20 protein-coding genes are annotated in these 20,677 nt (G+C 67.2%); 11 read left to right on the forward strand and 9 right to left on the reverse strand.

The genetic code is table 11. The features are described from left to right. The first annotated feature begins 210 nt into the window (after positions 1 to 210). Positions 211 to 1,491 (forward strand): ATP-dependent Clp protease ATP-binding subunit ClpX, encoded by a 1,281-nt coding sequence (gene clpX / locus NS6_RS25000; RefSeq protein ID WP_068046922.1) that lies wholly within the window; start codon positions 211 to 213, stop codon positions 1,489 to 1,491. 100 nt (positions 1,492 to 1,591) lie between these two features. Continuing rightward, positions 1,592 to 2,047: a hypothetical protein gene (locus tag NS6_RS25005; RefSeq protein ID WP_068046255.1), complete on the forward strand. Its 456-nt coding sequence runs from the start codon at positions 1,592 to 1,594 to the stop codon at positions 2,045 to 2,047. Positions 2,048 to 2,201: 154 nt separating this feature from the next. Here NS6_RS25005 and NS6_RS25010 read toward each other — a convergent pair whose 3' ends face one another. Together NS6_RS25010 and NS6_RS25015 are read right to left on the reverse strand one after the other, a co-directional pair. Then, positions 2,202 to 2,771 carry a carboxymuconolactone decarboxylase family protein gene (locus NS6_RS25010; RefSeq protein WP_068046258.1) on the reverse strand — a complete coding sequence of 190 codons (570 nt, stop codon included), beginning with the start codon at positions 2,769 to 2,771 and terminating at the stop codon, positions 2,202 to 2,204. A gap of 205 nt (positions 2,772 to 2,976) precedes the next feature. Then, positions 2,977 to 3,354, reverse strand: coding sequence for a nuclear transport factor 2 family protein (locus NS6_RS25015; RefSeq protein ID WP_068046925.1), 378 nt, complete (start codon positions 3,352 to 3,354; stop codon positions 2,977 to 2,979). Positions 3,355 to 3,807: 453 nt separating this feature from the next. On the opposite strand from NS6_RS25015, the gene mihF reads away from it, so the two are divergent. Together mihF and NS6_RS25025 are read left to right on the forward strand one after the other, a co-directional pair. Next, positions 3,808 to 4,122, forward strand: coding sequence for an integration host factor, actinobacterial type (mihF, locus tag NS6_RS25020; RefSeq protein ID WP_033244686.1), 315 nt, complete (start codon positions 3,808 to 3,810; stop codon positions 4,120 to 4,122). A 101-nt stretch (positions 4,123 to 4,223) separates the two neighbouring features. Next, entirely contained in the window at positions 4,224 to 4,661 is a 438-nt protein-coding gene (locus tag NS6_RS25025) for a DUF6841 family protein (RefSeq protein WP_068046261.1), read from the forward strand. 40 nt (positions 4,662 to 4,701) lie between these two features. Here the strand turns inward: NS6_RS25025 and NS6_RS25030 are convergent, their stop codons facing one another. After that, positions 4,702 to 5,430 (reverse strand): TetR/AcrR family transcriptional regulator, encoded by a 729-nt coding sequence (locus tag NS6_RS25030; RefSeq protein WP_068046264.1) that lies wholly within the window; start codon positions 5,428 to 5,430, stop codon positions 4,702 to 4,704. 107 nt (positions 5,431 to 5,537) lie between these two features. Here NS6_RS25030 and NS6_RS25035 point away from each other — a divergent pair, with 107 nt between their 5' ends. Beyond that, positions 5,538 to 6,710: an FAD-dependent monooxygenase gene (locus NS6_RS25035; RefSeq protein WP_068046928.1), complete on the forward strand. Its 1,173-nt coding sequence runs from the start codon at positions 5,538 to 5,540 to the stop codon at positions 6,708 to 6,710. Positions 6,711 to 7,155: 445 nt separating this feature from the next. On the opposite strand, the gene fdhD is transcribed toward NS6_RS25035, so the two are convergent. The 3 genes from fdhD to NS6_RS25050 are packed head-to-tail and all read right to left on the reverse strand — an operon-like array spanning position 7,156 to position 11,439. After that, positions 7,156 to 7,983, reverse strand: coding sequence for a formate dehydrogenase accessory sulfurtransferase FdhD (gene fdhD / locus NS6_RS25040; protein ID WP_068046266.1), 828 nt, complete (start codon positions 7,981 to 7,983; stop codon positions 7,156 to 7,158). Continuing rightward, positions 7,980 to 10,289 carry an FdhF/YdeP family oxidoreductase gene (locus NS6_RS25045; RefSeq protein ID WP_068046270.1) on the reverse strand — a complete coding sequence of 770 codons (2,310 nt, stop codon included), beginning with the start codon at positions 10,287 to 10,289 and terminating at the stop codon, positions 7,980 to 7,982. The genes fdhD and NS6_RS25045 overlap by 4 nt, the downstream gene beginning before the upstream one ends. A gap of 49 nt (positions 10,290 to 10,338) precedes the next feature. Further along, positions 10,339 to 11,439, reverse strand: a complete 1,101-nt coding sequence (locus NS6_RS25050) for an FHA domain-containing protein (RefSeq protein WP_068046273.1) — start codon at positions 11,437 to 11,439, stop codon at positions 10,339 to 10,341. 127 nt (positions 11,440 to 11,566) lie between these two features. Here NS6_RS25050 and NS6_RS25055 point away from each other — a divergent pair, with 127 nt between their 5' ends. Further along, positions 11,567 to 12,100 (forward strand): GNAT family N-acetyltransferase, encoded by a 534-nt coding sequence (locus NS6_RS25055; RefSeq protein WP_068046275.1) that lies wholly within the window; start codon positions 11,567 to 11,569, stop codon positions 12,098 to 12,100. On the opposite strand, the gene NS6_RS25060 is transcribed toward NS6_RS25055, so the two are convergent. Together NS6_RS25060 and NS6_RS25065 are read right to left on the reverse strand one after the other, a co-directional pair. After that, positions 12,088 to 13,641 carry a glycerol-3-phosphate dehydrogenase/oxidase gene (locus NS6_RS25060; RefSeq protein ID WP_068046278.1) on the reverse strand — a complete coding sequence of 518 codons (1,554 nt, stop codon included), beginning with the start codon at positions 13,639 to 13,641 and terminating at the stop codon, positions 12,088 to 12,090. The two genes, NS6_RS25055 and NS6_RS25060, sit on opposite strands and share 13 nt — an antisense overlap. Before the next feature lie 48 nt (positions 13,642 to 13,689). After that, on the reverse strand, positions 13,690 to 14,301 hold the full coding sequence (locus NS6_RS25065; protein WP_068046281.1) for a TetR/AcrR family transcriptional regulator: 612 nt from the start codon (positions 14,299 to 14,301) through the stop codon (positions 13,690 to 13,692). A gap of 119 nt (positions 14,302 to 14,420) precedes the next feature. Between NS6_RS25065 and NS6_RS25070 the strand changes: the two genes are divergently transcribed. Next, positions 14,421 to 15,998: an FAD-binding oxidoreductase gene (locus tag NS6_RS25070; protein WP_068046931.1), complete on the forward strand. Its 1,578-nt coding sequence runs from the start codon at positions 14,421 to 14,423 to the stop codon at positions 15,996 to 15,998. After that, positions 15,995 to 16,930: a diacylglycerol/lipid kinase family protein gene (locus NS6_RS25075; protein WP_068046284.1), complete on the forward strand. Its 936-nt coding sequence runs from the start codon at positions 15,995 to 15,997 to the stop codon at positions 16,928 to 16,930. Before NS6_RS25070 ends, NS6_RS25075 begins: the two co-directional genes overlap by 4 nt. 90 nt (positions 16,931 to 17,020) lie before the next feature. Here NS6_RS25075 and NS6_RS25080 read toward each other — a convergent pair whose 3' ends face one another. After that, a complete protein-coding gene (locus tag NS6_RS25080; protein WP_245669499.1) occupies positions 17,021 to 17,710 on the reverse strand; it encodes a P-loop nucleotide/nucleoside kinase family protein in 690 nt (229 codons plus the stop codon). Positions 17,711 to 17,995: 285 nt separating this feature from the next. Between NS6_RS25080 and NS6_RS34935 the strand changes: the two genes are divergently transcribed. Genes NS6_RS34935 through NS6_RS25095 form a run of 3 tightly spaced genes read left to right on the forward strand, consistent with a single transcriptional unit; the run spans position 17,996 to position 20,432 of the window. Then, on the forward strand, positions 17,996 to 18,223 hold the full coding sequence (locus NS6_RS34935; RefSeq protein ID WP_157112933.1) for a hypothetical protein: 228 nt from the start codon (positions 17,996 to 17,998) through the stop codon (positions 18,221 to 18,223). A 47-nt stretch (positions 18,224 to 18,270) separates the two neighbouring features. Further along, complete coding sequence (locus tag NS6_RS25090) at positions 18,271 to 19,173, forward strand: SGNH/GDSL hydrolase family protein (protein WP_068046289.1); 903 nt, start codon at positions 18,271 to 18,273, stop codon at positions 19,171 to 19,173. Next, positions 19,170 to 20,432, forward strand: a complete 1,263-nt coding sequence (locus NS6_RS25095) for an acyltransferase family protein (protein ID WP_245669500.1) — start codon at positions 19,170 to 19,172, stop codon at positions 20,430 to 20,432. The genes NS6_RS25090 and NS6_RS25095 overlap by 4 nt, the downstream gene beginning before the upstream one ends. Positions 20,433 to 20,677 lie beyond the last annotated feature (245 nt).

Here is a 20,677-nt window from a genome sequence, read left to right on the forward strand (position 1 = left end):
AACCCCGCACAACCGCGATGAGAAACCTGCCCGAGTTGTCGACCCCGATCGCACACACCGGGTACGGTCAAACCCAGGGACCTTTGTTCCCGGTTGACAGCACCGCCCCTCGATCCGGGTGACAGCGCCGGATTTCGCTCCATTGCGGGCGCGGCAGGCTGGCAGCTGGACGGATGGTTGCACGCGAACAAGGAAGTAGGGACCCACACGATGGCGCGCATCGGCGACGGCGGCGATCTGCTCAAATGCTCGTTCTGCGGGAAGAGCCAGAAGCAGGTCAAGAAGCTCATTGCGGGACCAGGGGTGTATATCTGCGACGAGTGCATCGATCTGTGCAACGAGATCATCGAGGAAGAGCTGGCGGAATCGAGCGAGGTCAAGCTCGACGAGCTGCCGAAACCGGCAGAGATCCGGGATTTCCTGGAGAACTACGTGATCGGCCAGGACACGGCCAAACGCACGCTCGCGGTCGCGGTGTACAACCATTACAAACGTATTCAGGCAGGGGACAAGGGCCGGGACGCGCGCGGGGAAAGCGTGGAGCTGGCGAAGTCCAATATCCTGATGCTCGGTCCTACCGGTTGCGGTAAGACCTATCTGGCGCAGACGCTGGCAAAAATGCTCAATGTGCCGTTCGCGATCGCCGATGCCACGGCGCTCACCGAGGCAGGCTATGTCGGCGAGGATGTCGAGAATATTCTTCTCAAACTCATCCAGGCCGCCGATTACGATGTCAAACGCGCCGAGACCGGCATCATCTATATCGACGAGGTCGACAAGATCGCGCGTAAGAGCGAGAACCCGTCGATCACTCGGGATGTTTCCGGCGAAGGTGTGCAGCAGGCCCTGCTGAAGATTCTGGAGGGTACGCAGGCGAGCGTGCCGCCGCAGGGCGGCCGTAAGCATCCGCATCAGGAATTCATCCAGATCGATACGACCAATGTGCTGTTCATCGTCGCGGGCGCGTTCGCCGGCCTGGAGAAGATCATCTCCGATCGCACGGGCCACCGCGGGATCGGTTTCGGCGCCGAGGTGCGATCGAAGGCCGAGATCGATACCACCGATCATTTCTCCGAGGTCATGCCGGAGGATCTGATCAAATTCGGTCTGATCCCCGAGTTCATCGGCCGGTTGCCGGTGATTGCCTCGGTGACGAACCTGGATAAGGATTCGCTGGTCAAGATCCTGTCCGAACCGAAGAACGCACTGGTGAAGCAGTACATCCGGTTGTTCGAGATGGACGGGGTGGACCTCGAGTTCACCCGAGATGCGCTCGAGGCCGTGGCGGATCAGGCCATTTTGCGGGGCACCGGGGCGCGCGGGCTGCGCGCCATCATGGAAGAAGTGCTGCAGCAGGTGATGTTCGATATTCCGAGTCGCGACGATGTGGCCAAGGTCGTTGTGGACGCGGATACGGTCAACGACAACGTGCTGCCCACCATCGTTCCGCGTAAGCGCGAGCGGCCGGAGCGCCGCGACAAATCGGCCTGACGCTCGACCGCAACCGTTCCGAGGCCGGTTCCGGCCTTATCGGCGGCGTACGCGCTGTATGGTCGTGACCACTCGACATTTGTGCGATGTAGGAGCGGTTATGGCGACACAGCTGCTTTTCGGGTTACGGCGCGAGCGATGTGATGACATCTCGGCGCCCGCACGGTTCGGCCGGGCGGGCGCCGTTTTATGCGCACTCGCGGCAGCATCGGCGGCCGCCGTGTTGAGTGCTCCGCCCGCCGCTGCCACTGTGATCCAGGTCAGTGTGACCCCGGATCTGAATGCCGGGATCCGCACGAACTACGGCACCGGTTGCAGCTACACGCTGATGGCCCGGCTCAGCGAGGCGGTGACTCCGGTGACGTTCTACGACAACGACATTCCGATTGTCACGGTGCCGCCCGCGGGGGGCGGGCTGGCGCTGATCGATTGGGTGCCCGCCTACGAGGGGGACCACACCCTGCAGGCGGCCCAGCCGGGCGGCGGTCCCGCCCCGTCGGTGCAGGTGTTCGTCGGCCGCGGCGCGCATATCGGCTACGCATGCTGGGTGATCTGACCGGTGGTCGGGCTGCTGCTGTCAGGGCATGAGCGGGCCCTGCGTGGTTATGCTTCGCTGCCGCCTCCGGGCCTGACCCGCTCAAGCTGTGTCGATGGGGCATGAGCGGGGCCTGCGTGGTTACGCTTCGCTACCGCCTCCGGGCCTGACCCGCTCAGGCCCATGGCACCCGGCACGAATCGGTGCTGAATCCCTGTGAGGTGATGCCGAGCGCGTGGTTGGTGCGTGCCCGGGAGTTCTCCAGGCCGATCTGGTAGGTCAGTTCGATCACGCCCGCTTTGCCGAACCGGTGTTCCAGATCGGCCACCTGCTCGTCGGTGACGGTCATGGGGGTTGCGGTCATGGCGTCGGCGTAGGCGATGGCGGCCCGCTCGTCGTCGGTGTAATGCGGAGAAGTCTCGTATTCGTCGATATGCTGGAGCCGGTCGATATCCAGGCCGTCCAGGCGCTGCAGCATGGTGCCGAAATCTACGCACCAGGAGCAGCCGACGGTCCAGGCCGTCCGGTAGACGGCGATTTCGCGAATATTGGCGGGCAGCTTGGTGGAGGCCCGCTCCGCCACGAGTTCGTGTATTCCGCCGGCGAGCAGGATTCCGGTGTGGTGGCCGCTGACCGCGAACGGTTCCGGTACTTCGCCGAACTGGCGCCGGGCGAACCAATACATGGCTTTGGTCAGCAGCCCGGCGTCCTTCGGGGCGAGCGCGGGGATACGGGTTGTGCTCATCGGGTGTCTCCTCGGTCCGGGTGAATGCTTCTACTACCTGGACGAGATACTGTCCCGCGGCGTGACGCCCGGGGTGCCCACGGTGCCGGCCCGGCGCGTAGGAACTCCAGGAGTTCCCGCGCGTGATGGGGGCCGGGGCCGGCCGTGGGCAGCCCCGAGGCCGGCGATACGACGGCTCAGCGCAGTAGAGCCGCCGGATCGCGGCTCATTCGGGCTCGACGACCATATCGTCGGCGCTCCAGTACGCGCGCATCCGGGTGATCCGGCCCTCGGTATCGAATTCCATGACATCGATCGGACTCAGGGTCATCCGCTGACCGTCGAACTTGGTGATCAACGTGAAGACGAATGCGGCGTGGTTACCGGCGATCCGCACGGTTTCCGGCGCGATCGAGGCCTCCCGTTCGAGGCCGGTGATGACGTTGTAGAACTCCCGGATGGCGTCGTGGCCCTGTTTCGGCTCGGTGCCGATGGGGTCTTCGATCACCGCGTCCGGTGCGTAGAGCGCGACGATATCTTCGGTGGGCCCCGAGCCGACCCGTTTCACGTACTGCTCGACTACGTCGCGGATCTCGCGTGCCATCACCACTCCTACGAATTGGAACGTGTTCTAGGTTCGCGAGCGTAGCAGCCGGGTGCCGATCCGGCACCGGGAAGCGAGTAGCCGGCCGGGTGCCCGATTTCGGGCCGCGTTGGGATGGGATTATGAAATTCCAGGTCAGAGCGCATGTCCTGCGCGACGGGCGGGTATCTGCGTTGACCCCTCGGTTCGCCGTTGAATCGCCGCCACGCAAGCGATGCGTCTGCCCAGAATTTCGCTGCGGAGCCGGCGAATGTTACGTGTTCCAGCGTCCGTGACGACCCTTCTCGGAGTCCGTGGCGGGTGCGGATCCGGGCTCGCTGCGGGAACTCACTCAGAAATCATTGCTATGACTGCTGGTCTGGCCGGTGTGTCGGCGGTTCGGTGTCGGTATTGTGATGTTGAATCGACCCCGATCAACCAGATGTTCGAGCGACGAGTGAAAGCGGAGGAGATATGGCACTGCCAACGATGACCGCAGAACAACGCACGGAGGCTCTGGCCAAAGCGGCGGCGGTGCGCAAGGCGCGCTCCGAACTGATCGGTCAGGTGAAAGACGGCAAAGTTTCGGTTGCCGACCTGCTGCGCAAGGCCGATAGCGATGAACTGGTCAAGAAGACCAAGGTGGTCGCTGTGATCAAGGCGCTGCCGGGCGTCGGGCCGGTGAAGGCCGCCAAGCTGATGGACCAGGCGGAGATCCCGGAGGATCGCCGGATCGGTGGTCTGGGTGCCCGCCAGCGGGCGGCGCTGCTGGAGGCGCTGGCCAACTGAGGAGGGGAGCGTCCGATCGTGGGCGCTCCGAACTCCGGCCGCGGCCGAGCCGGTCGTCGTTCCGAAAACGACCGGCATGGCCCGGCGGGCCAGGTGTCGCTATGTCCACACGCGATGACATCGAAGTATTTCTCGACGAGTATCAGTCCACGCTGAGTGCGTTCGACGCCGAGCGTACGGCCGCACTGTGGGGTACGCCGGGCACCATTGTCAGCGATGATTTCGTCGGGGCGCTGCATTCCCGCGAAGAAATGGCTCGGGGCCTTGCGCAGGCGCATCCCATGTATCAGATGCTCGGCCTCTCCCGGGTCGATCACACCCTGCTGGAATTCGCCGAGCTGACCTCTGTGCTGGTGCGGGTCCGGGTGCGCTGGAATTTCTACGATGGTGACGATGTGCTGCTCACCGACAGTGATTACGAATATCTGCTGCGTTGTGACGATGAGGGTTGGCGCACATACGTCGCCGTCGCCATCGACGAGGCGGCGAAATTGGCCCGCGTGGCGGCGGACCGGGGGATTCGGCTGCCGGGAATGTGACCGGTGGTCGCGCGGAACGGGGGAATGCCGCGGGAGGAGATCACCGGGTGGCGCGCTGTGCCAGCAGGGCTGCCAGGCCGTCGAGAATCCGCTCTGTTCCGAATTCGAGGGCAGCATCGCGCCGGTGTGATTGCTCGCCCGGCGGGGATGCTTCGGGGGTGTCCGATATGGCGGCGATCAGCCGCGGGAAACGTTCGCCCGCCAATTCCAGGGCCTGCGCCATGGTCGTGGTGAATTCTTTCTCGCCGGTGGTGGGGCCCATCAATTGCTGCGCCAGACTGCGCACGTGCCCGTTCAGTACGACGAGCGTATCCAGGCGCTCCGGACCGGTCAGCTCGATATCCGCCATCACCTCGAGGGCCGCCTCGGTCCAGCCGAGCTCGTTGGGGCCCATCGGCCGGGTGCCGGTCAGTAGCTCCATCACCCACGGATGACGGCGGTACCGTTCGAAGCTCAGCAATGCCCAGGACCGCAGCCCGGCACGCCACGGTTGCGTGCCCGAGGTGTCCAGTTCCGGTAGGCCGGCCAGGGCTGCTTCTGTCATCAGCGCGGTGAGCTCGGCTTTACCCGGCACATGGCGGTACAGCGACATCTTGGTGTAGCCCAGCCGGTCGGCGAGCTTCTGCATGGATACCGCGGCCAATCCTTCGGTATCGGCAAGTTCGATCGCGGCGGCCACGATCGCGGCGCGGGTCAGGGTGGGTTTGGGCCCCCGGGTCGGCCGTCGATCGGTACCCCAGAGCATTTCCAGGACGGTCGGGGTGGCCATCGGGTACCTCTCGAAAATCGGTTGACGTGGAACTGTGTCTACCATACGCTGCACTGCGTCTGCGGGAAACAGTATCCAGTGGACGCATATTCTGGACGGAGTTCATCATGAAGAACCGCAGCGTTCTCGTCTCCGGCGCGAGTATCGCCGGCCCCACGCTCGCCTATTGGCTCTCTCGCTACGGGTTCGACGTCACTGTGGTCGAACGCGCCCCAGCGCTGCGGCCCGGTGGCCAGGCTGTCGACTTCAAGGGCGCTGTGCACCGCACGGTGCTGGAACGGATGGGCGTCTACGACGAAATCTGCCGCCGCAGTACCGGCGCCACCGATATGGTCCTCGTCGATGCCCACGGGAACGAGCGAGCGCGGATATCAGGCGATTTCACCGGCGGCGACGTCGAGATCCTGCGTGGCGACCTGGCCGCAATCCTGTACGAGGCGGGCGCAGGGCACTGCGCCTACCGGTTCGGTGATTCGATCAGCACGCTGCGCGAAACCGAGGGCGGCATCGAGGTCGAATTCGAGAACGGCCCGGCAGGGAACTTCGATCTGGTATTCGGTGCGGACGGTATCCACTCCCGGGTGCGCCGGCTGGCCTTCGGGCCGGACGAGCATTTCGTCCGGCATCGCGGTTACTACTACGCCATAGCTGGGGAACCACCCCATCGCGAGCAGTCGGACGGGCCGCGCAGGCGCGAATCGTATGCCCACAACGACGCGGGCCGGCTCGCGGTAGGAAGTGGTGCGAAAGCGCAGCAGATGTATCTGTTCGCGGCACCCGAAATGCATTTCACGGACGAGGCCGAGAAGCGTCGCGTGCTGACCGAGAAGTTCACCGGGATGGGATGGCAGGTCCCCGAAATGCTTGCCGAACTGCCCGTACTGGACGATTTCTACCTCGACGCGCTGGCCCGGGTCCGGATGCCGAGTTATGTGGCGGGGCGGGTGGCTCTGGTAGGTGACAGCGCCTATGGGAACACCCTCGCCGGGTTCGGTACCGGTCTGGCGGTGGTGGGTGCCTATGTGCTCGCGGGGGAACTGGCCGCCTCAGAGGGCGAGCATATCGTGGCTTTCGCCCGTTACGACCGGATCATGCGCCGGTACGCGAAAGTCGGTCTGGGTAGCAGCCCCGGCCCCTTCCTGGCGCCGAAAACCACATATGGTCTGTGGCTGCGCGATCGGTTCCTGGGGTCGCGCTGGTTCGGGCTTATGGAGAAGTTCGCCGGCGACGCGAAGGACGATCTGGATCTCAGCGGCTATCCGGCGTGGGAAGCTCGCTGATCCGCCGTAGCGGCGCCGGCCGGTGCCGACCACAAAGAACCCGCCCGGCCGAAGCTGCACGGATCCACTACGGACAGCTACCGATGCCGAACGGTCCTGCGTAGATCGCGTCGGCCGCGGGTGTCGAGGCTGCTCCGCGCCGACACCACCCGGCTCCGGCTCGAGTGCCGGAAGAGCACGGGCTGTCGGTGGGGTGTGGCAACCGGCGCCGGACACGTAGACGGCGACGCTGTTGCGGGCCGGCGAGCCTTCGATTGCCGAGTCGGTAGCTCTGCCGACCGGGCGTACCCGGTATCCGCACTGGCGGCGGCCGTCGGCAGCACAGACTTCTGCCGACCATGTTCCGGGCGACCGGCCGGGGCGCCCAGTGCGTGCCCGGCGGCAGTAGTCGTACGGACAGACCTCCGTGTCCGCCGGTCGCGCGCATACCGCGGGGCGGCTCGCATCAGGCGCCGGCGACCGACCCCGTGACCCGCTCGCCGCCGGTATAGATGTTCATCGTGTCACCACGGACGAAACCCGCCAGGGTGAGCCCGGATTCGGCGGCGAGATCCACTGCCAGCGAACTCGGGGCCGACACCGCCGCGAGGATCGGGATACCGGCGAGGACCGCTTTCTGTGCGAGTTCGAACGAAGCGCGACCACTCACGACCAGCACGAGATCCGATGCCGGAATCCGGTTCTCCCGCAACGCCCAGCCGATGACCTTGTCGACCGCGTTGTGCCGGCCGATATCCTCCCGCACGGCCACGGCGGCGCCGTCGGCGGTGAACAGGCCTGCGGCGTGCAGGCCGCCGGTGGCGTCGAAAACCGCCTGCCGCCGGCGTAGAGCGTCCGGCAGGCGGCCGAGGACCGCGGCCTCGATCAATGGTTGCGGCGGCGGGAGTGGGTGGCGGCTGCGTTGCCGTATCTCGTCGAGGGCGGTTTTCCCGCACAGGCCGCAGGCTCCGGTGGTCAGGAACGGACGGGTCGGCAGGGCAACGGGGACGGCAGGGTCGATATCGAGAACGTTGTAGGTATTGCGGCCTTCGTCGTCGGTGCCGGCGCAGTAGCGGGCGGTACGGATATCGGCGGCCTCGGTGATCAGCGATTCGGCGAAGAGGAAACCGTGCACCAGGTCGATATCGTTGCCGGGGGTGCGCATGGTGACGGTGAGTGATTCCCCGCGGACCCGGATTTCCAGGGGTTCTTCGACGGCCAGGGCGTCGGGACGGGTGATCTCGCCGGTCGGGGTGATCCGTCGCATCCGGCGTCGCGCGATGACTCTGCTCATTCGGGGCTGCGCTGGTGGATATGGGGTTCGAGCCGGATGACGACCGCCTTCGACACGGGTGTATTCGACCGCTCCGCTACATGGTCGAGCGGGACCAGGGGGTTGGTTTCGGGGTAGTAGGCGGCGGCGTTCCCGCGGGGCGTGGAGTACTCGACCAGCCGGAAACCGGTTACCCGGCGCTCGACACCGTCGGTCCACTCCGCGACCAGGTCGACGAGATCACCGTCCCGGAAACCGAGTTCGGTGATATCGCCGGCGTTCACCAGCACCACGCGGCGGCCGTGATGGACACCGCGGTAGCGGTCGTCGAGACCATAGATCGTGGTGTTGTACTGGTCGTGGCTGCGCAGCGATTGCAGGACCAGCCGGCCGGGCGGCACCGGAACCCAGCTCAGCTCGTTCACCGCGAAATTGGCTTTCCCGGTGGCGGTGCGGAATTCGCGAGTATCGCGTGGAGGATGGGGGAGGACGAAACCGTTGCGCTGCCGGACCCGGCCGTTGTAATCGGCGCATCCGGGCACCACGCGGGCGATGGCATCGCGGATCCGGTCGTAGTCGCCGCGGAAACTTTCCCAGGGCACGGGATGTCCGGGACCCAGCAGTTCGCGGGCGAGTTCGCAGACGATCGCGACCTCGCTGCGCAGTTCGTCGCTCACCGGGTCGAGCCGGCCGGTGGACAGGTGCACCATCGACATCGAATCCTCCACCGACACCTGCTGGCGCCGGCCGTCCTGCATATCCAGATCGGTGCGGCCCAGGGTCGGCAGGATGAGCGCGGTGGTGCCGTGGACGATATGGCTGCGGTTGAGTTTGGTCGACACCTGCACCGTGAGTGCGCAGCTGCGCAGGGCGGCCTCGGTGACGGTGGTGTCCGGGGTGGCGGCGACGAAATTGCCGCCCATCCCGAAGAACACGCGGGCCTGCCCGTCGCGCAGTGCACGGATGGCGGCGACGGTGTCGTAGCCGTGGGTGCGGGGGCTGGTGATCTCGAACTCACGGTCCAGCGCGGCGAGGAACGGTTCGGGCATCTGCTCCCAGATGCCCATGGTCCGGTCGCCCTGCACATTGGAATGACCGCGCACCGGGCAGACCCCCGCGCCCGGTTTGCCGATCATGCCCCGCGTCAGCAGCAGATTGGTCACTTCCTCGATGGTGGCGACCGCGCCCTTGTGCTGTGTGAGGCCCATCGCCCAGCAGACGATGGTGTTGCGGGAGCGGACCAGCCGGTCGGCGGTGCGGGCGAGTTCATCGGGAGTGAGACCGCTCGCCTCGTACACCGTGTCGAGGTCGACCGCGCGGATATGGCGCTCGTAGTCGGCGAAACCGGCCGTATGCGATTCGATGAAGGCACGGTCCAGGACAGTGCCCGGGGCCCGGTCCTCGGCTTCGAACAACAGTTTCGCCAGACCCTGGAACAGGGCCATATCGCCGCCGAGGCGGATCTGCAGGAAATCGTCTGCGATATCGACGCCGGTGGTCAGCCCGCGGACGGTCTGCGGATCACGGAATCCGATCAGGCCGGTTTCGGGCAGCGGGTTGATCGCGACGATTTCGGCGCCGGATTTCTTCGCATCGGCGAGCGCGCTGAGCATGCGCGGATGGTTGGTGCCCGGGTTCTGGCCGGCAATCAGGATGAGATCGGCGGCCGTGAAATCGTCGACGGTTACCGAACCCTTGCCTATCCCGATGGAACCGGTGAGGGCGGTGCCGGACGATTCGTGGCACATGTTGCTGCAGTCGGGCAGGTTGTTGGTCCCGAAACTGCGGACCATCAACTGGTACAGGAATGCGGTTTCGTTCGCGGTGCGGCCGGAGGTGTAGAACACGGCCTCATCCGGGGAGCTCAGTGCCCGCAACTGCTCGGCGATCAACCGGTAGGCGTCGCCCCACGCGATCGGACGATAGTGGGTATCGTCCGGCCGCAGCACCATGGGGTGGGTCAGCCGGCCCTGGCGGCCCAGCCAGTACCCGGACTTCCCGGCGAGATCGGCGATCGAATGTTCGGCGAAGAACTCCGGGCCCACGGTGTTCAGGGTCGCCTCCTCGGCGACCGCTTTCGCCCCGTTCTCACAGAACTCGGCGGGGCGGCGGTGCCCGCTGGGCTCCGGCCACGCGCATCCCGGACAGTCGAACCCGTTCACCTGGTTCACCCGTGCCAGCGTGCGCGCGGTGCGGATCACACCCATATCGGCGACCGCTCGCCCCAGCGCGACCCCGACCGCCCGGACTCCGGCCGCCTGCGTTTTCGGCGGTGTGACGGTGAGCGCGGTTTCGTCGATGTCCTCGGTCGGGCCGTTGCGGTGCATACCGCCATTGTGCGCTGTGCGACGCGGACGCGTGGCTCAGGCACACCGCTCAACCGGCGTCCGCGGATTCCGTCGGGTAGGTGAGGACCTGTTCGCTGATGCGGATCCGGCCCCCGGGCGGTAATTCGGTCGGTGATTGCCCGATACGGGTCCAGCGCGGTTCGTCGGGGGTCGAGACGAAGGTGCCCGCCGCGGTACCGGCATCACGCAGGTACACCTTGCCGGCGTCTACCGAGAGGTAGGCGTGCACGCGTGAGATATGGCGGTCGCGTTGCAACACCAGCGGGGCGGCGGTCTTGCGGCGCACCGATTCGTCGACCGAGGGACCGCGGCCGATCACGTACGCGCGGTTCAGCGGGTAACTGGTACCGTCCTCGGCGACCAGTACGGCAGCGCCCATTTCCGGGGTGTCCGCGCCGTTGTGGGGGGCGTGCGCGCGCGGTTTCGCCGTGTCCTTACGCAGCCTGATGGGACCGGCGCCCGCCCGCGCGGGTGCCGCGGACCAGGCTCGGGTGCCGGGTAGCGGCTCCGCCGGGCGGGCGGCCGCAAGTCCCGTACGTGGACCGGAATCCGGCGCCGGTTCCGGGGCGGCCGCCACCAGACCGGCCGGTGCCGTGGCGGGTGGCTCCCCGGCGACTCGTTCGGCCGCGGCGGGCCGACCCGGTTTCTTGCTCCGGCGGACCGCCGCATGGATCACGAAGCCGCCGCCGGGCACCACCCCGGCGCGCAGGTCGGTCCGGGGATACGGCGTCACCTGGGCGTCCGCGCCCGGGCCGACCGACAAGATGCGGACCGGATCACGCAGGATCTCGTCGACCCAGGTGAAAGCACGCGCCCCGACCAGCCGCCGGGAACCCTCCGCACCGGATATCAACGCCGACACCGGGCCACGCAGCAGTACGAGGGTGCCGTCGGCGGTGGGCGCGACCAAGCCGAACGGGGGCGGTTCCGAACCGGTCCCGAAGACCACGGCCGCGAGCCGCTGTGCGATCGCCGCGCCCGGATGCTCCACATCTGCCACCGCCTCGACGGCGCCGAGTATCCGTTCGGTGGACGCATTGGCACCCACCAGGTAGATCACGACATCACCGAAGCGTGCCACCAGGCCCTCACCCGGCGCGATACCGATGGTGGACGTATCGACGCGCACCCCAGGCTCCTTCCTCAGATCACCGCACCAGCATAGATGCGAGCTGTATTTTCTTGCGGCGCCTGCGGCGCCGCGGTCCACCTTGCTCAGTACTCTTTGCAGTTCGGTACCACGAACAGGAGCGCTCATGATCCGCGAGGCAACCGCCACGGATATACCCCGGCTGCAGGAGATCGAGGTGCGGGCGGGGGAACTGTTCGCTGCGGTGGGGATGGATGCGGTGGCCGGGGACGAACCGCTGTCCACGGAGGTGCTCGGCGAGTTCGTGCTGGATGGGCGGGCGTGGGTATGGGTGAGCGCGGGGGCGCCGGTGGGGTATCTGATCGTGAGCGTTGTCGACGGGAACGCGCATATCGACCAGGTATCGGTACTGCCCGGGTTACGAGGGCAGCGGATCGGGCGGCGGCTCATCGACCGGGCGGTCCGCTGGGCCGCGGAGCGCGGGCTGCCGGCGATCACATTGACGACGTTCACCGAGGTCGCCTGGAATGGGCCCTATTACGCTCGGCTGGGATTCCGCTATCTCGATACCGCCGACGAGACGCCCGGCCTGCGCGCGGTGCGGGCCGAGGAGATCGAGCACGGGCTGGACCGCTGGCCGCGCGCCTGTATGACCGCGTCCGCGGCGGAGTGGCACTATGCCGCGGCTCACTCGGAATAGGCGGCGACCATCGCCTCGGCGGTGGCGCGGGCCGCGGCGCGGTCGTCGGGGACCAGGCCGATCCGGGTGCGGCGGTCCAGGAGATCGCCGGCGTCCAGGGCGCCTTCCTGAGTGAGAGACCAGGCGAATTCTGCCGCCAGCACATCCGATCCCGGCGCCACGGGGGTAGCGAGTTCGGGGTCGGTCGCGGCCAGGGTTGCGACGGCCGGCGCTTCGGCGCCGTAGCGTTCGATCAGCAGTTGTGGCGCGAGCAGATGATCGCGGGCCGCGCCGGCGACCGCGCCGGCCAGTGGTAGATCGGTTGTCCGGCATGGTCCGGCGGTCAGGCGGGCGTGCGCTACCGCGGTGTCGAGGGCGTCCTGCGCCATTTTCCGATAGGTGGTGAGTTTGCCGCCGACCACGGTGATCACACCGGATGGTGAAGTGAGGACCGCGTGTTCGCGCGAGATATCTGCGGTGCTGTCACCGCCGGTGCGCAGCAGCGGGCGCAGCCCGGCGTAGGAGCCGCGGATATCGCTGTGCGTGAGCGGGATTCGCACCACGGTGTTCACGGTGTCGAGCAGGAAATCGATCTCACCGGGGGTCGGACCGGGTTCGTCGGGGACCGGTCCCGGTGCGTCCTCGTCGGTCAGGCCGAGATAGACCCGGTCGTGCGGTGCAGGCAGGGCGAAGACGAAGCGGCCCACGGAACCGGGAACCGGGATGGTGAGCGCGGCGGTGAGGCCGCCGAAGGCCGCGGCGTCGAACACCAGATGGGTGCCCCGGCTGGGGCGCAGTTCGATACTGGGATCGACCTGGTCGGCCCAGACTCCGGTGGCGTTGATCACCGCCCCGGCTCGGACTTCGAGGGTTTCCCCGGTCCGGGTGTCGCGCAGGGTGGCCCCCTCGCCGGTGACGGCTTCGGCCGCGACGCGGGTGAGTACGGTCGCGCCGCGGGCGGCCGCGGTCCGGGCCAGCGCGACCACCAGGCGGGCGTCGTCGACCAGTTGCCCGTCCCAGGCCTGCAGTCCGCCGCGTAGCCCGTCGCGGCGCACAGTCGGGGCCAGACGTAGTGCTTCGGCGCGGGTCACCCGGCGTGAGCGCGGTAGCAGTGAACCGGAGGTGCGGGCGCCGGCGCGCAACAGATCGCCGGCCAGGAAACCGGTGCGGATCAGTGCGCGGGAAGACAGTCCGATATCAGGTAGCAGCGGTACCAACTGGGGGAGCGGTCGCACCAGATGGGGGGCGTTGCGGCGCAGTAGGATCCCGCGTTCCACGGCGCTCTCGTAGGCGATCCCGACTCGCCCGCTCGCCAGATAGCGCAGGCCGCCGTGGACCAGTTTGGAACTCCAGCGGCTGGTGCCGTGTGCCAGGTCGTTCTTCTCGACCAGCAGTGTGCGCAGGCCGCGAGTAGCCGCGTCGAGGGCTACGCCGACGCCCGTCACTCCGCCGCCGACGACCAGTAGATCGACGGTGGGGTCGTCGCCGAGGGCAGTGAGTTCGTGGCTGCGCCGGCGGGCGTTGAGCGCTGCGCCGGTGGTGTCGGAAGGGTTGCTGACCATGGTTTCGTGGCACGGCTGTCCACTGGGCGCGAACAGGTGGTCCGTGCGCTACTCCTTCCTGGACGAGGGGGTCTCGGGCGTGAGGTACGCGTCGAGGGCGTGCCGGAGTTCGGTGTCCATTGCCGGCCCGTCGAGCAGTTCGGCGACAGTGGCCGCCGATTGGACCGCCGACTGCGCGATCAGCAGGACCATCGCGGCCAGATGCGCCGGGTCGCCGGGGCGCACCGATCCGTCGCCCTGTCCTTCGCGGATACCGGTGCCGAACAGGTCCAGCAGTTCGCGTTGATTGCGGCCCAGGCGGCCGAAGACATAGGTGAGCATCAGGTCGGTATCGGTGCGGAAGATTTTGCCGAACAGAGGGTTCGACCGCACCTGCGCCGAGCCACCCACGATCCCCGCGACCAGGCGGGTACGCGCGTCGCCCGATTCGGGCACGGCCGCCGTGATGATCGCCCGGAGTTCGCGTACCAGCAGTTCGCCGATGAGTGCGCGGCTGTCGGTCCAGCGCCGGTAGACCGTGGGCCGGCTCACCCGCGCGCGGCGGGCGACCTCGGCGAGTGTGGTCCGCCGGACCCCGAATTCCGCGACACAGTCACGTGCGGCATCCAGGATGAGCCGGTCCACGGAACCGGTGTCTTCGGGAACTGCGCCGGTGGGCACGGGCTGCGACCTCGATCTCAATTCGTTACTGCTTGACAGAACATGTCAAACTGTAACGCATGACCACTGGGCAGGGCGACACCCCCGAAGAACCGGCCGTGACCGCAGCACGCCCCGATATGGTGTGGGACGCCTGGGGAGTTCCCGCCGGGCACACACCGTTGCCGGAGCAGATCCGCGGCCTGCTGGGCCAGGTGTTCGGCGTCTCTGGGGAACCGGCGATACGTCGTGATGAGGGTGATGTGCCGCTGCGGCCGCCGCTCCTGTCCGCGGACCGGCGGGCCGGACTCGCGCGGGTGGTGGGGGAACAGCAGATATCCACCGAGCACGTAGCCAGATTGCGGCATGCCGGCGGTAAGAGCACTCTCGACCTGCTGCGACGCCGCGACACCGGCCCCCAGGACGCACCCGATGCCGTGGTCTACCCGGCCGATCACCACCAGGTGGCCGGCGTGCTCGCCTACTGCTCCGAACAAGGCATCGCCGTCGTACCCTTCGGCGGCGGAACCAGCGTGGTCGGCGGACTGGACCCGGTCCGCGGCCGTTTCGAGACGGTGATCGCCCTGGACCTGCGCCGCCTCGACGCCCTGCTGGACTGCGACCCGGTGTCCGGTACCGCGACCTTCGGCGCCGGGGTCACCGGTCCGCGTGCCGAAGAGCTGCTCGCCGCGTACGGGCTTTCACTCGGACATTTCCCGCAGAGTTTCGAATTCGCGAGTATCGGCGGTTTTGCCGCGACTCGTTCGTCAGGGCAGGCCTCCGCGGGATACGGCCGATTCGACGATATGGTCCAGCGCCTGCGGGTCGCCACACCCACCGGGGCAGTGGAACTCGGCCGGGCACCGGCCTCGGCCGCTGGGCCGGATCTGCGTGAACTGTTCGTGGGCTCCGAAGGGGCATTCGGTGTGATCACCGAGGTGACGGTGCGGGTGCATCCCGTCCCCGAGACCACCGGCCATATGGCCTGGTCATTCCCCGATTTCGCCACCGGAGCCGCCGCGTTACGCGCGGTGGTGCAGGCAGGCGCGGCCCCTACGGTGCTGCGATTGTCGGACGAGGCGGAAACCGGGTTGAATCTGGCCCGTTCCAAGGACATCGGCGGTGCCCCGGTTTCCGGGTGCCTGGCGGTGACGACCTTCGAGGGCAGCGCGGCCCATGTCGCCGCCCGCAGCGCCGAGGCGGCCGAAGTCCTGCGTGCGGCCGGCGGTACCGAACTGGGTCCCGACCCGGCCCGAGCCTGGGAGCACGGCCGTTTCGCAGCGCCCTACCTGCGCGACGCCCTGCTGGACGCCGGGGTGCTGTGCGAAACCCTCGAAACCGCGACTACATGGAATCGCCTCGCCGAACTGAAAACGCAGGTCTCCACCGCGCTGACAGAATCGCTGTCCGCCCAGGGGACGCCCGCGCTGGTCATGTGCCATATCTCGCATACCTACCCGACCGGCGCGTCGCTGTACTTCACCGTCGTCGCGAAACTCCTCGATGACCCGATCGCGCAGTGGCAAACCGCGAAACAGGCCGCGGGGGACGCCATCATCGCAGCCGGCGCCACCATCACCCACCATCACGCCGTCGGCGCCGACCATCGCCGGTGGCTACCGGACGAGATCGGCGAGCTCGGCGTGCGGGTGCTGCGCGCGGTGAAACGCGAAATCGACCCGGCCGGGATCCTCAACCCTGGCACACTACTGCCATGACCGAGGCCGGCGGCCACGGAGCCGATATTCGCGAGGTGCGAACGGTCGCCGTGGTGACCAACCCGTCCGCCGGGCAGGGCAGATCCCGAGACGCGGCGCACGCGATAATGGAACAACTGTCACGCGACGGGATCGAGATCCTCGAGATCCACGCCCCCTCCGCAGCCGAAACCCGGGAACAGTTGCGAGCCACCCTCGCCGCCGGACCGCCCGATGCGGTCGTCTGCGTCGGCGGTGACGGACTGGTCTCCACAATTCTCGACCCGCTCGCGCATACGACGGTCCCACTCGCCCTGCTCCCGGCGGGCACCGGGAACGATCTCGCTCGTGAACTGGGTATCAGTGACGACCCCCGCGCCGCCGCCGACCTGCTCCGCAGGGGGAGTGTGCGCACGATCGACCTGGGCCGGCTCGAACCCAGCGGGCACGAATCGATGTGGTTCGCGACGGTCGCCTGCACTGGTTACGACGCCCGGGTCACCCTGCGCGCCAACCGGATGCGTCGGCCGCGCGGACGGCTGCGCTACACCTTCGCCGCGGTCGCCGAGATCGCCCACGGGACCAGCGTGCCGTATCGCATCGAATTGGGCAGGGACCGATCGGATCCGGTGGTCGAGACCGAGGCGCTGCTGGTCGCGGTGGGTAACACCTCCACCTACGGCGGAGGGATGCGGATCTGCCCCGATGCCGTCTGCGATGACGGGCTGCTCGATGTGACGGTCGTGGGCAAGGTGTCGCACCTGGAGATGCTGCGCATCCTGCCGGCACTCTCGGCGGGTAAACGGATCGAGCACCCCGCCGTGAGTCAGTATCGGGTCGAATCGGTGCGATTGTCGGCGCCGGATGCCCCCGCTACCGCGGACGGCGAACCCGCCGGGCACCTCCCGGTCACGCTGCGGATCGCACCGCGTGCGCTCACCGTTTTGTGCTGAGTTCGGCCGGTGCGCGATCAGGATGCGGCAAGAATCCGGACGGGGTGACCTGCGCCTGCGGTCCGGCGTCCGGTTCCGCTTGCCGCCGGGTCATGGGGCGAACCTGATTTCGTGCAGGTGATCTATGCCGGTGCGGTCCAGGATGACCACCGACTCCGGTTGCGGCCGCGGCCCCGTCCCGCTCTCGACCCGGTCCAGCAGGCGTCTCCAGCGACGTACATGCCAGTTGAAGGAGGCGCGGCCCACTCGTCGCCCGCGGGCGTACTGCCCATCCCGGGCGATCGCGGCGGGGACATCCAGCAGCACCATATGTAGTTCGCGACCGCGTCGTGCGGCCCAGCGGGTCAGCATCTGCCGGGTGAACGCCACGGTGCCGCAATCGTGGACCACCACCGGACCCGTATGGTCACGCAGGGCGATCCAGATCCGGCGGAAGTGCACCAGATGCACCACCGGGCGCCACAGCGGGTAGGGCAACCAGGCCAACCGGTGGCGCCACGAGTTCCGGGCCTGGATCGAATCGAGTACCAGCGCGCCGCCGGGACCTGACAGTGCGGTTTCGGCGTCGGGTTCGGAGCCGAACAGCTTGCGCAGCGCGGTGCTCTTACCAGCACCTGGGATACCCGCGAAGATTACCGTGGCCGTGGGCGGATACCGCAACTCCCCGATACGGCTGCCCCGCAGGTCCACGACTCCCCGCGGGGTCACGACAAACGAATCCGATTCGGGGAGGAATGATTCGGGTGGATACAACGGGATCGAGTCGAGCGGGGGATTCACGTGGTCCAGGGTCCCCAGTGTGACCGATTTCGGCAACTGTACCTATCGCACCGCCCGAGGAATTCGGGATAGTAACGGGTCCGGCGGGCCCGGCGATATCGTCGGTGACAACTCCGCGACCCGGCTCTGTGGGTCGCGGATGCCGAAATGCCAGCAGGATTGGGAATCTTCATGAAACGTTGCCTGGTTACCGTGTTTGCATGCGCCGCGGTGGTTCTCGGCGTAAGCGGGTGTGGCGACGACTCCGCGTCGCACGACGACCACGGGGCGACCTCCGGTACCGCTGTGACCAGCACGGAGGCGCCGGCGAGCGTTGCCCCGACTACTCCGGTGCCGCAGAACCCGCCACCGGCTCCCGATGCTGCGGTAGAACCCCCGCCCGTCGCGGAACCACCGGCCGAGGAACCGGCGCCGCAGCCTCCCGCGCAGCAGCAGGCGCCCGTCCAACCCGAACCTGCCCAACCCGAGCCGACACTCACTCTCCCCGATTTCGATCCGCAGGCCGGCTACTGACCGACAGGGAAATCGTGATTCGCAGATTCTTTCGGTGGCGAGGTGGAATGGCCGGCGCTGTGGCAGTGGCCGCTCTCGCCATGACCACCATGTACGCACCGGCCACGGCGGCGCCGGTCGAAAACAGCCGGCCCGTGGGAAAATCCCTGGTGGTGCTCGGTGATTCGTTCACCGCCAACTACCCGAAGCTGTTCTCGGGCACCAAGGAGTGCCTGCACGCCGCCACGTCGTGGCCGACTCGGCTGAGCGAGCGGATAGGGGTCGCAGGCACGCCGGAGTTCGTGGACGCCTCCTGTAGTGGTTCCACGATCTCATCGGGCCAGGGCTGGTGGCTGGTGCACGAGGTGGCCGAGGCGGCAAAGCAGCAGGCATTCGGGCCGGAGACCGAGGTCATCGCTATCCAGACCGGCATGAACGACGTCTGGTCCAAGACCAATTCGGCGTCGCTGATCACGTCGTTGCAGTCCTGCGTGTTCAACTTCGTCGACGGATGCGGGCTGGAGGCGGCCGAACAGGGGCGGTTCACCGAATACCGGAACGTCACGGGCCAGCTCTACGCCAAGCGCATCCGTGAGGCGGTCACGTATATGCGCTACTACGCGCCGAACGCACGGATCATGCTGGTCGGGTACCCGGAGTTGTTCCCGGCGGGGCAGGAACACGTATGCGTGGATGTAGCCGGCGTCGGACAGGTCGTGCAGCCGCGGGGCCGCGCGGTGACCGAATACCTGGACCGCCTCGACAATGCGCAACGCGAAGCCGCGGAGCTGCTGGAACTCGAGTTCGTCGATATCCGCTCGGTGACCGCCGGCCACGGACTGTGCTCGGACGAGCCATGGCTGAACGGTTTCTTCGATCCCGCGGCCGATGTGGCCGGTATGCCGTTCCATCCCTCGGCGCAGGGGGATTCGGTAACGGCGGAGACCGTGTACGAAGCGATCCGCCGGTGAGCACGGTCCCGGCCCGGGTCGAGGCCGGTTCGGAGTTTCTCGATCCGGCGGCGGTGCGGCCGTCGCTGCCGTCGCTGACGGGGGCACGCTGGTGGGCGGCGTTCGCCGTGTTCGTGTTGCACGCCCTGGTATTCCTGCCGGTGTACCCGTTCCAGAAGTCGGAGTTGTTCCGGCAGATCCATCAGCTCATGCCCATGCAGCTGGGTGCCGCGGGAGTGACCTTCTTCTTCGTCCTGTCCGGGTTCATCATTTATTGGTCGTTCCGGCCGGGGGCGTCGGTGCCGCGGTTCTACTGGCGCCGGGTGTTGAAGATCTATCCGACCCACCTGGTCGCGGCCGTCGCGTTCATCCTGGTGGTGAGTGTCCCTTTGACGCGGCCGGTGGTCTGGGCGCCGAACCTCGCGCTGATCCACACCTGGCTGCCGAAATGGACGACGGTCGGCGGGCTCAATGTGCCGTCCTGGTCGCTTGCCGCGGAGATCCTTTTCTACCTGAGCTTTCCGCTCGCGCTGCCGCTGGTGCGCCGGATCAGAAGCCATCAGGTGCCGTGGGCGCTGGCGGGGACGCTGGTGGCGATTCTGCTGCTGCACACCGCGTATTACCTGTGGGTGCCCGGACCCAAGGGCATCGCGAATACCTTCGCGCCGCGGCTGATACCGGGTGAGGTATCGCCGTACTTCGAACTTCATGCCGCGCCCATCTGGTTCGAACAGTCGGATATCCCGGTGGCCTTGTCGTATTGGCTCAGCTATAACTTCCCGCTGTCGCGGCTGCCCGAGTTCTTCCTCGGGGTGCTCGCGGCACGACTGGTGCTGGAGGGCCGCTGGCGCAACACCCGCCTGGCGCTGCCGGTGATCGCGCTGCTGATCGCCTACGCGGCGACCTGGGTGGTGCCACCGAACTACAAGATGTCGGCGCTGCTGCTCGCACCGATGACCGCCCTGGTGGCCACGCTGGCCGCGCGCGACCTGGCGGGGATCCGCGGGTTCAGCGCCTCGCCGCGGATGGTCTGGCTGGGCAATATCTCTTTCGCCTTCTATCTGATCCAGTTCCCGGTGATGGCATTGATCACCCGCTTCCTCATCGGCGGGAAACAGTTCGGGCTGCTGGGCTGGCTGGGGTTCGCCGCACTGAGTTTGGTGCTGTCCACGGTGGCGGGAGCCGCCATCTATCACTGGATCGACGATCCTCTGATGCGCCGATTCTCAGGTCGTCGCACCGCGTCTCGGGAGAAACCGGCGGCGCGCGCGGGTTTGTGACGGACCTGAGAATTCCGGTGCTCAAGCTGAGAATTGGTTGTGGATTAGGGGGACAGCAGTCGAACGGCGGTAGGCTGGTCGTTGTAGGCGGAGTCTTCGGTGTCCCTCATCCACCGAAGGCTCCGCCTCGGCCTTTCCCTGCACTGCCCGTTTCGTATCGGGGCTCATCGACATCCGATTCCGCCGGCATCAATGGCAGGGGTTGACATGGCCCCGACCCGCGGTGCCGGAGGCGTCGCAATATA

Origin of the sequence: Nocardia speluncae NBRC 108251 (assembly GCF_001613245.1) — a bacterium.
Classification (GTDB): Bacteria; Actinomycetota; Actinomycetes; order Mycobacteriales; family Mycobacteriaceae; genus Nocardia; species Nocardia speluncae.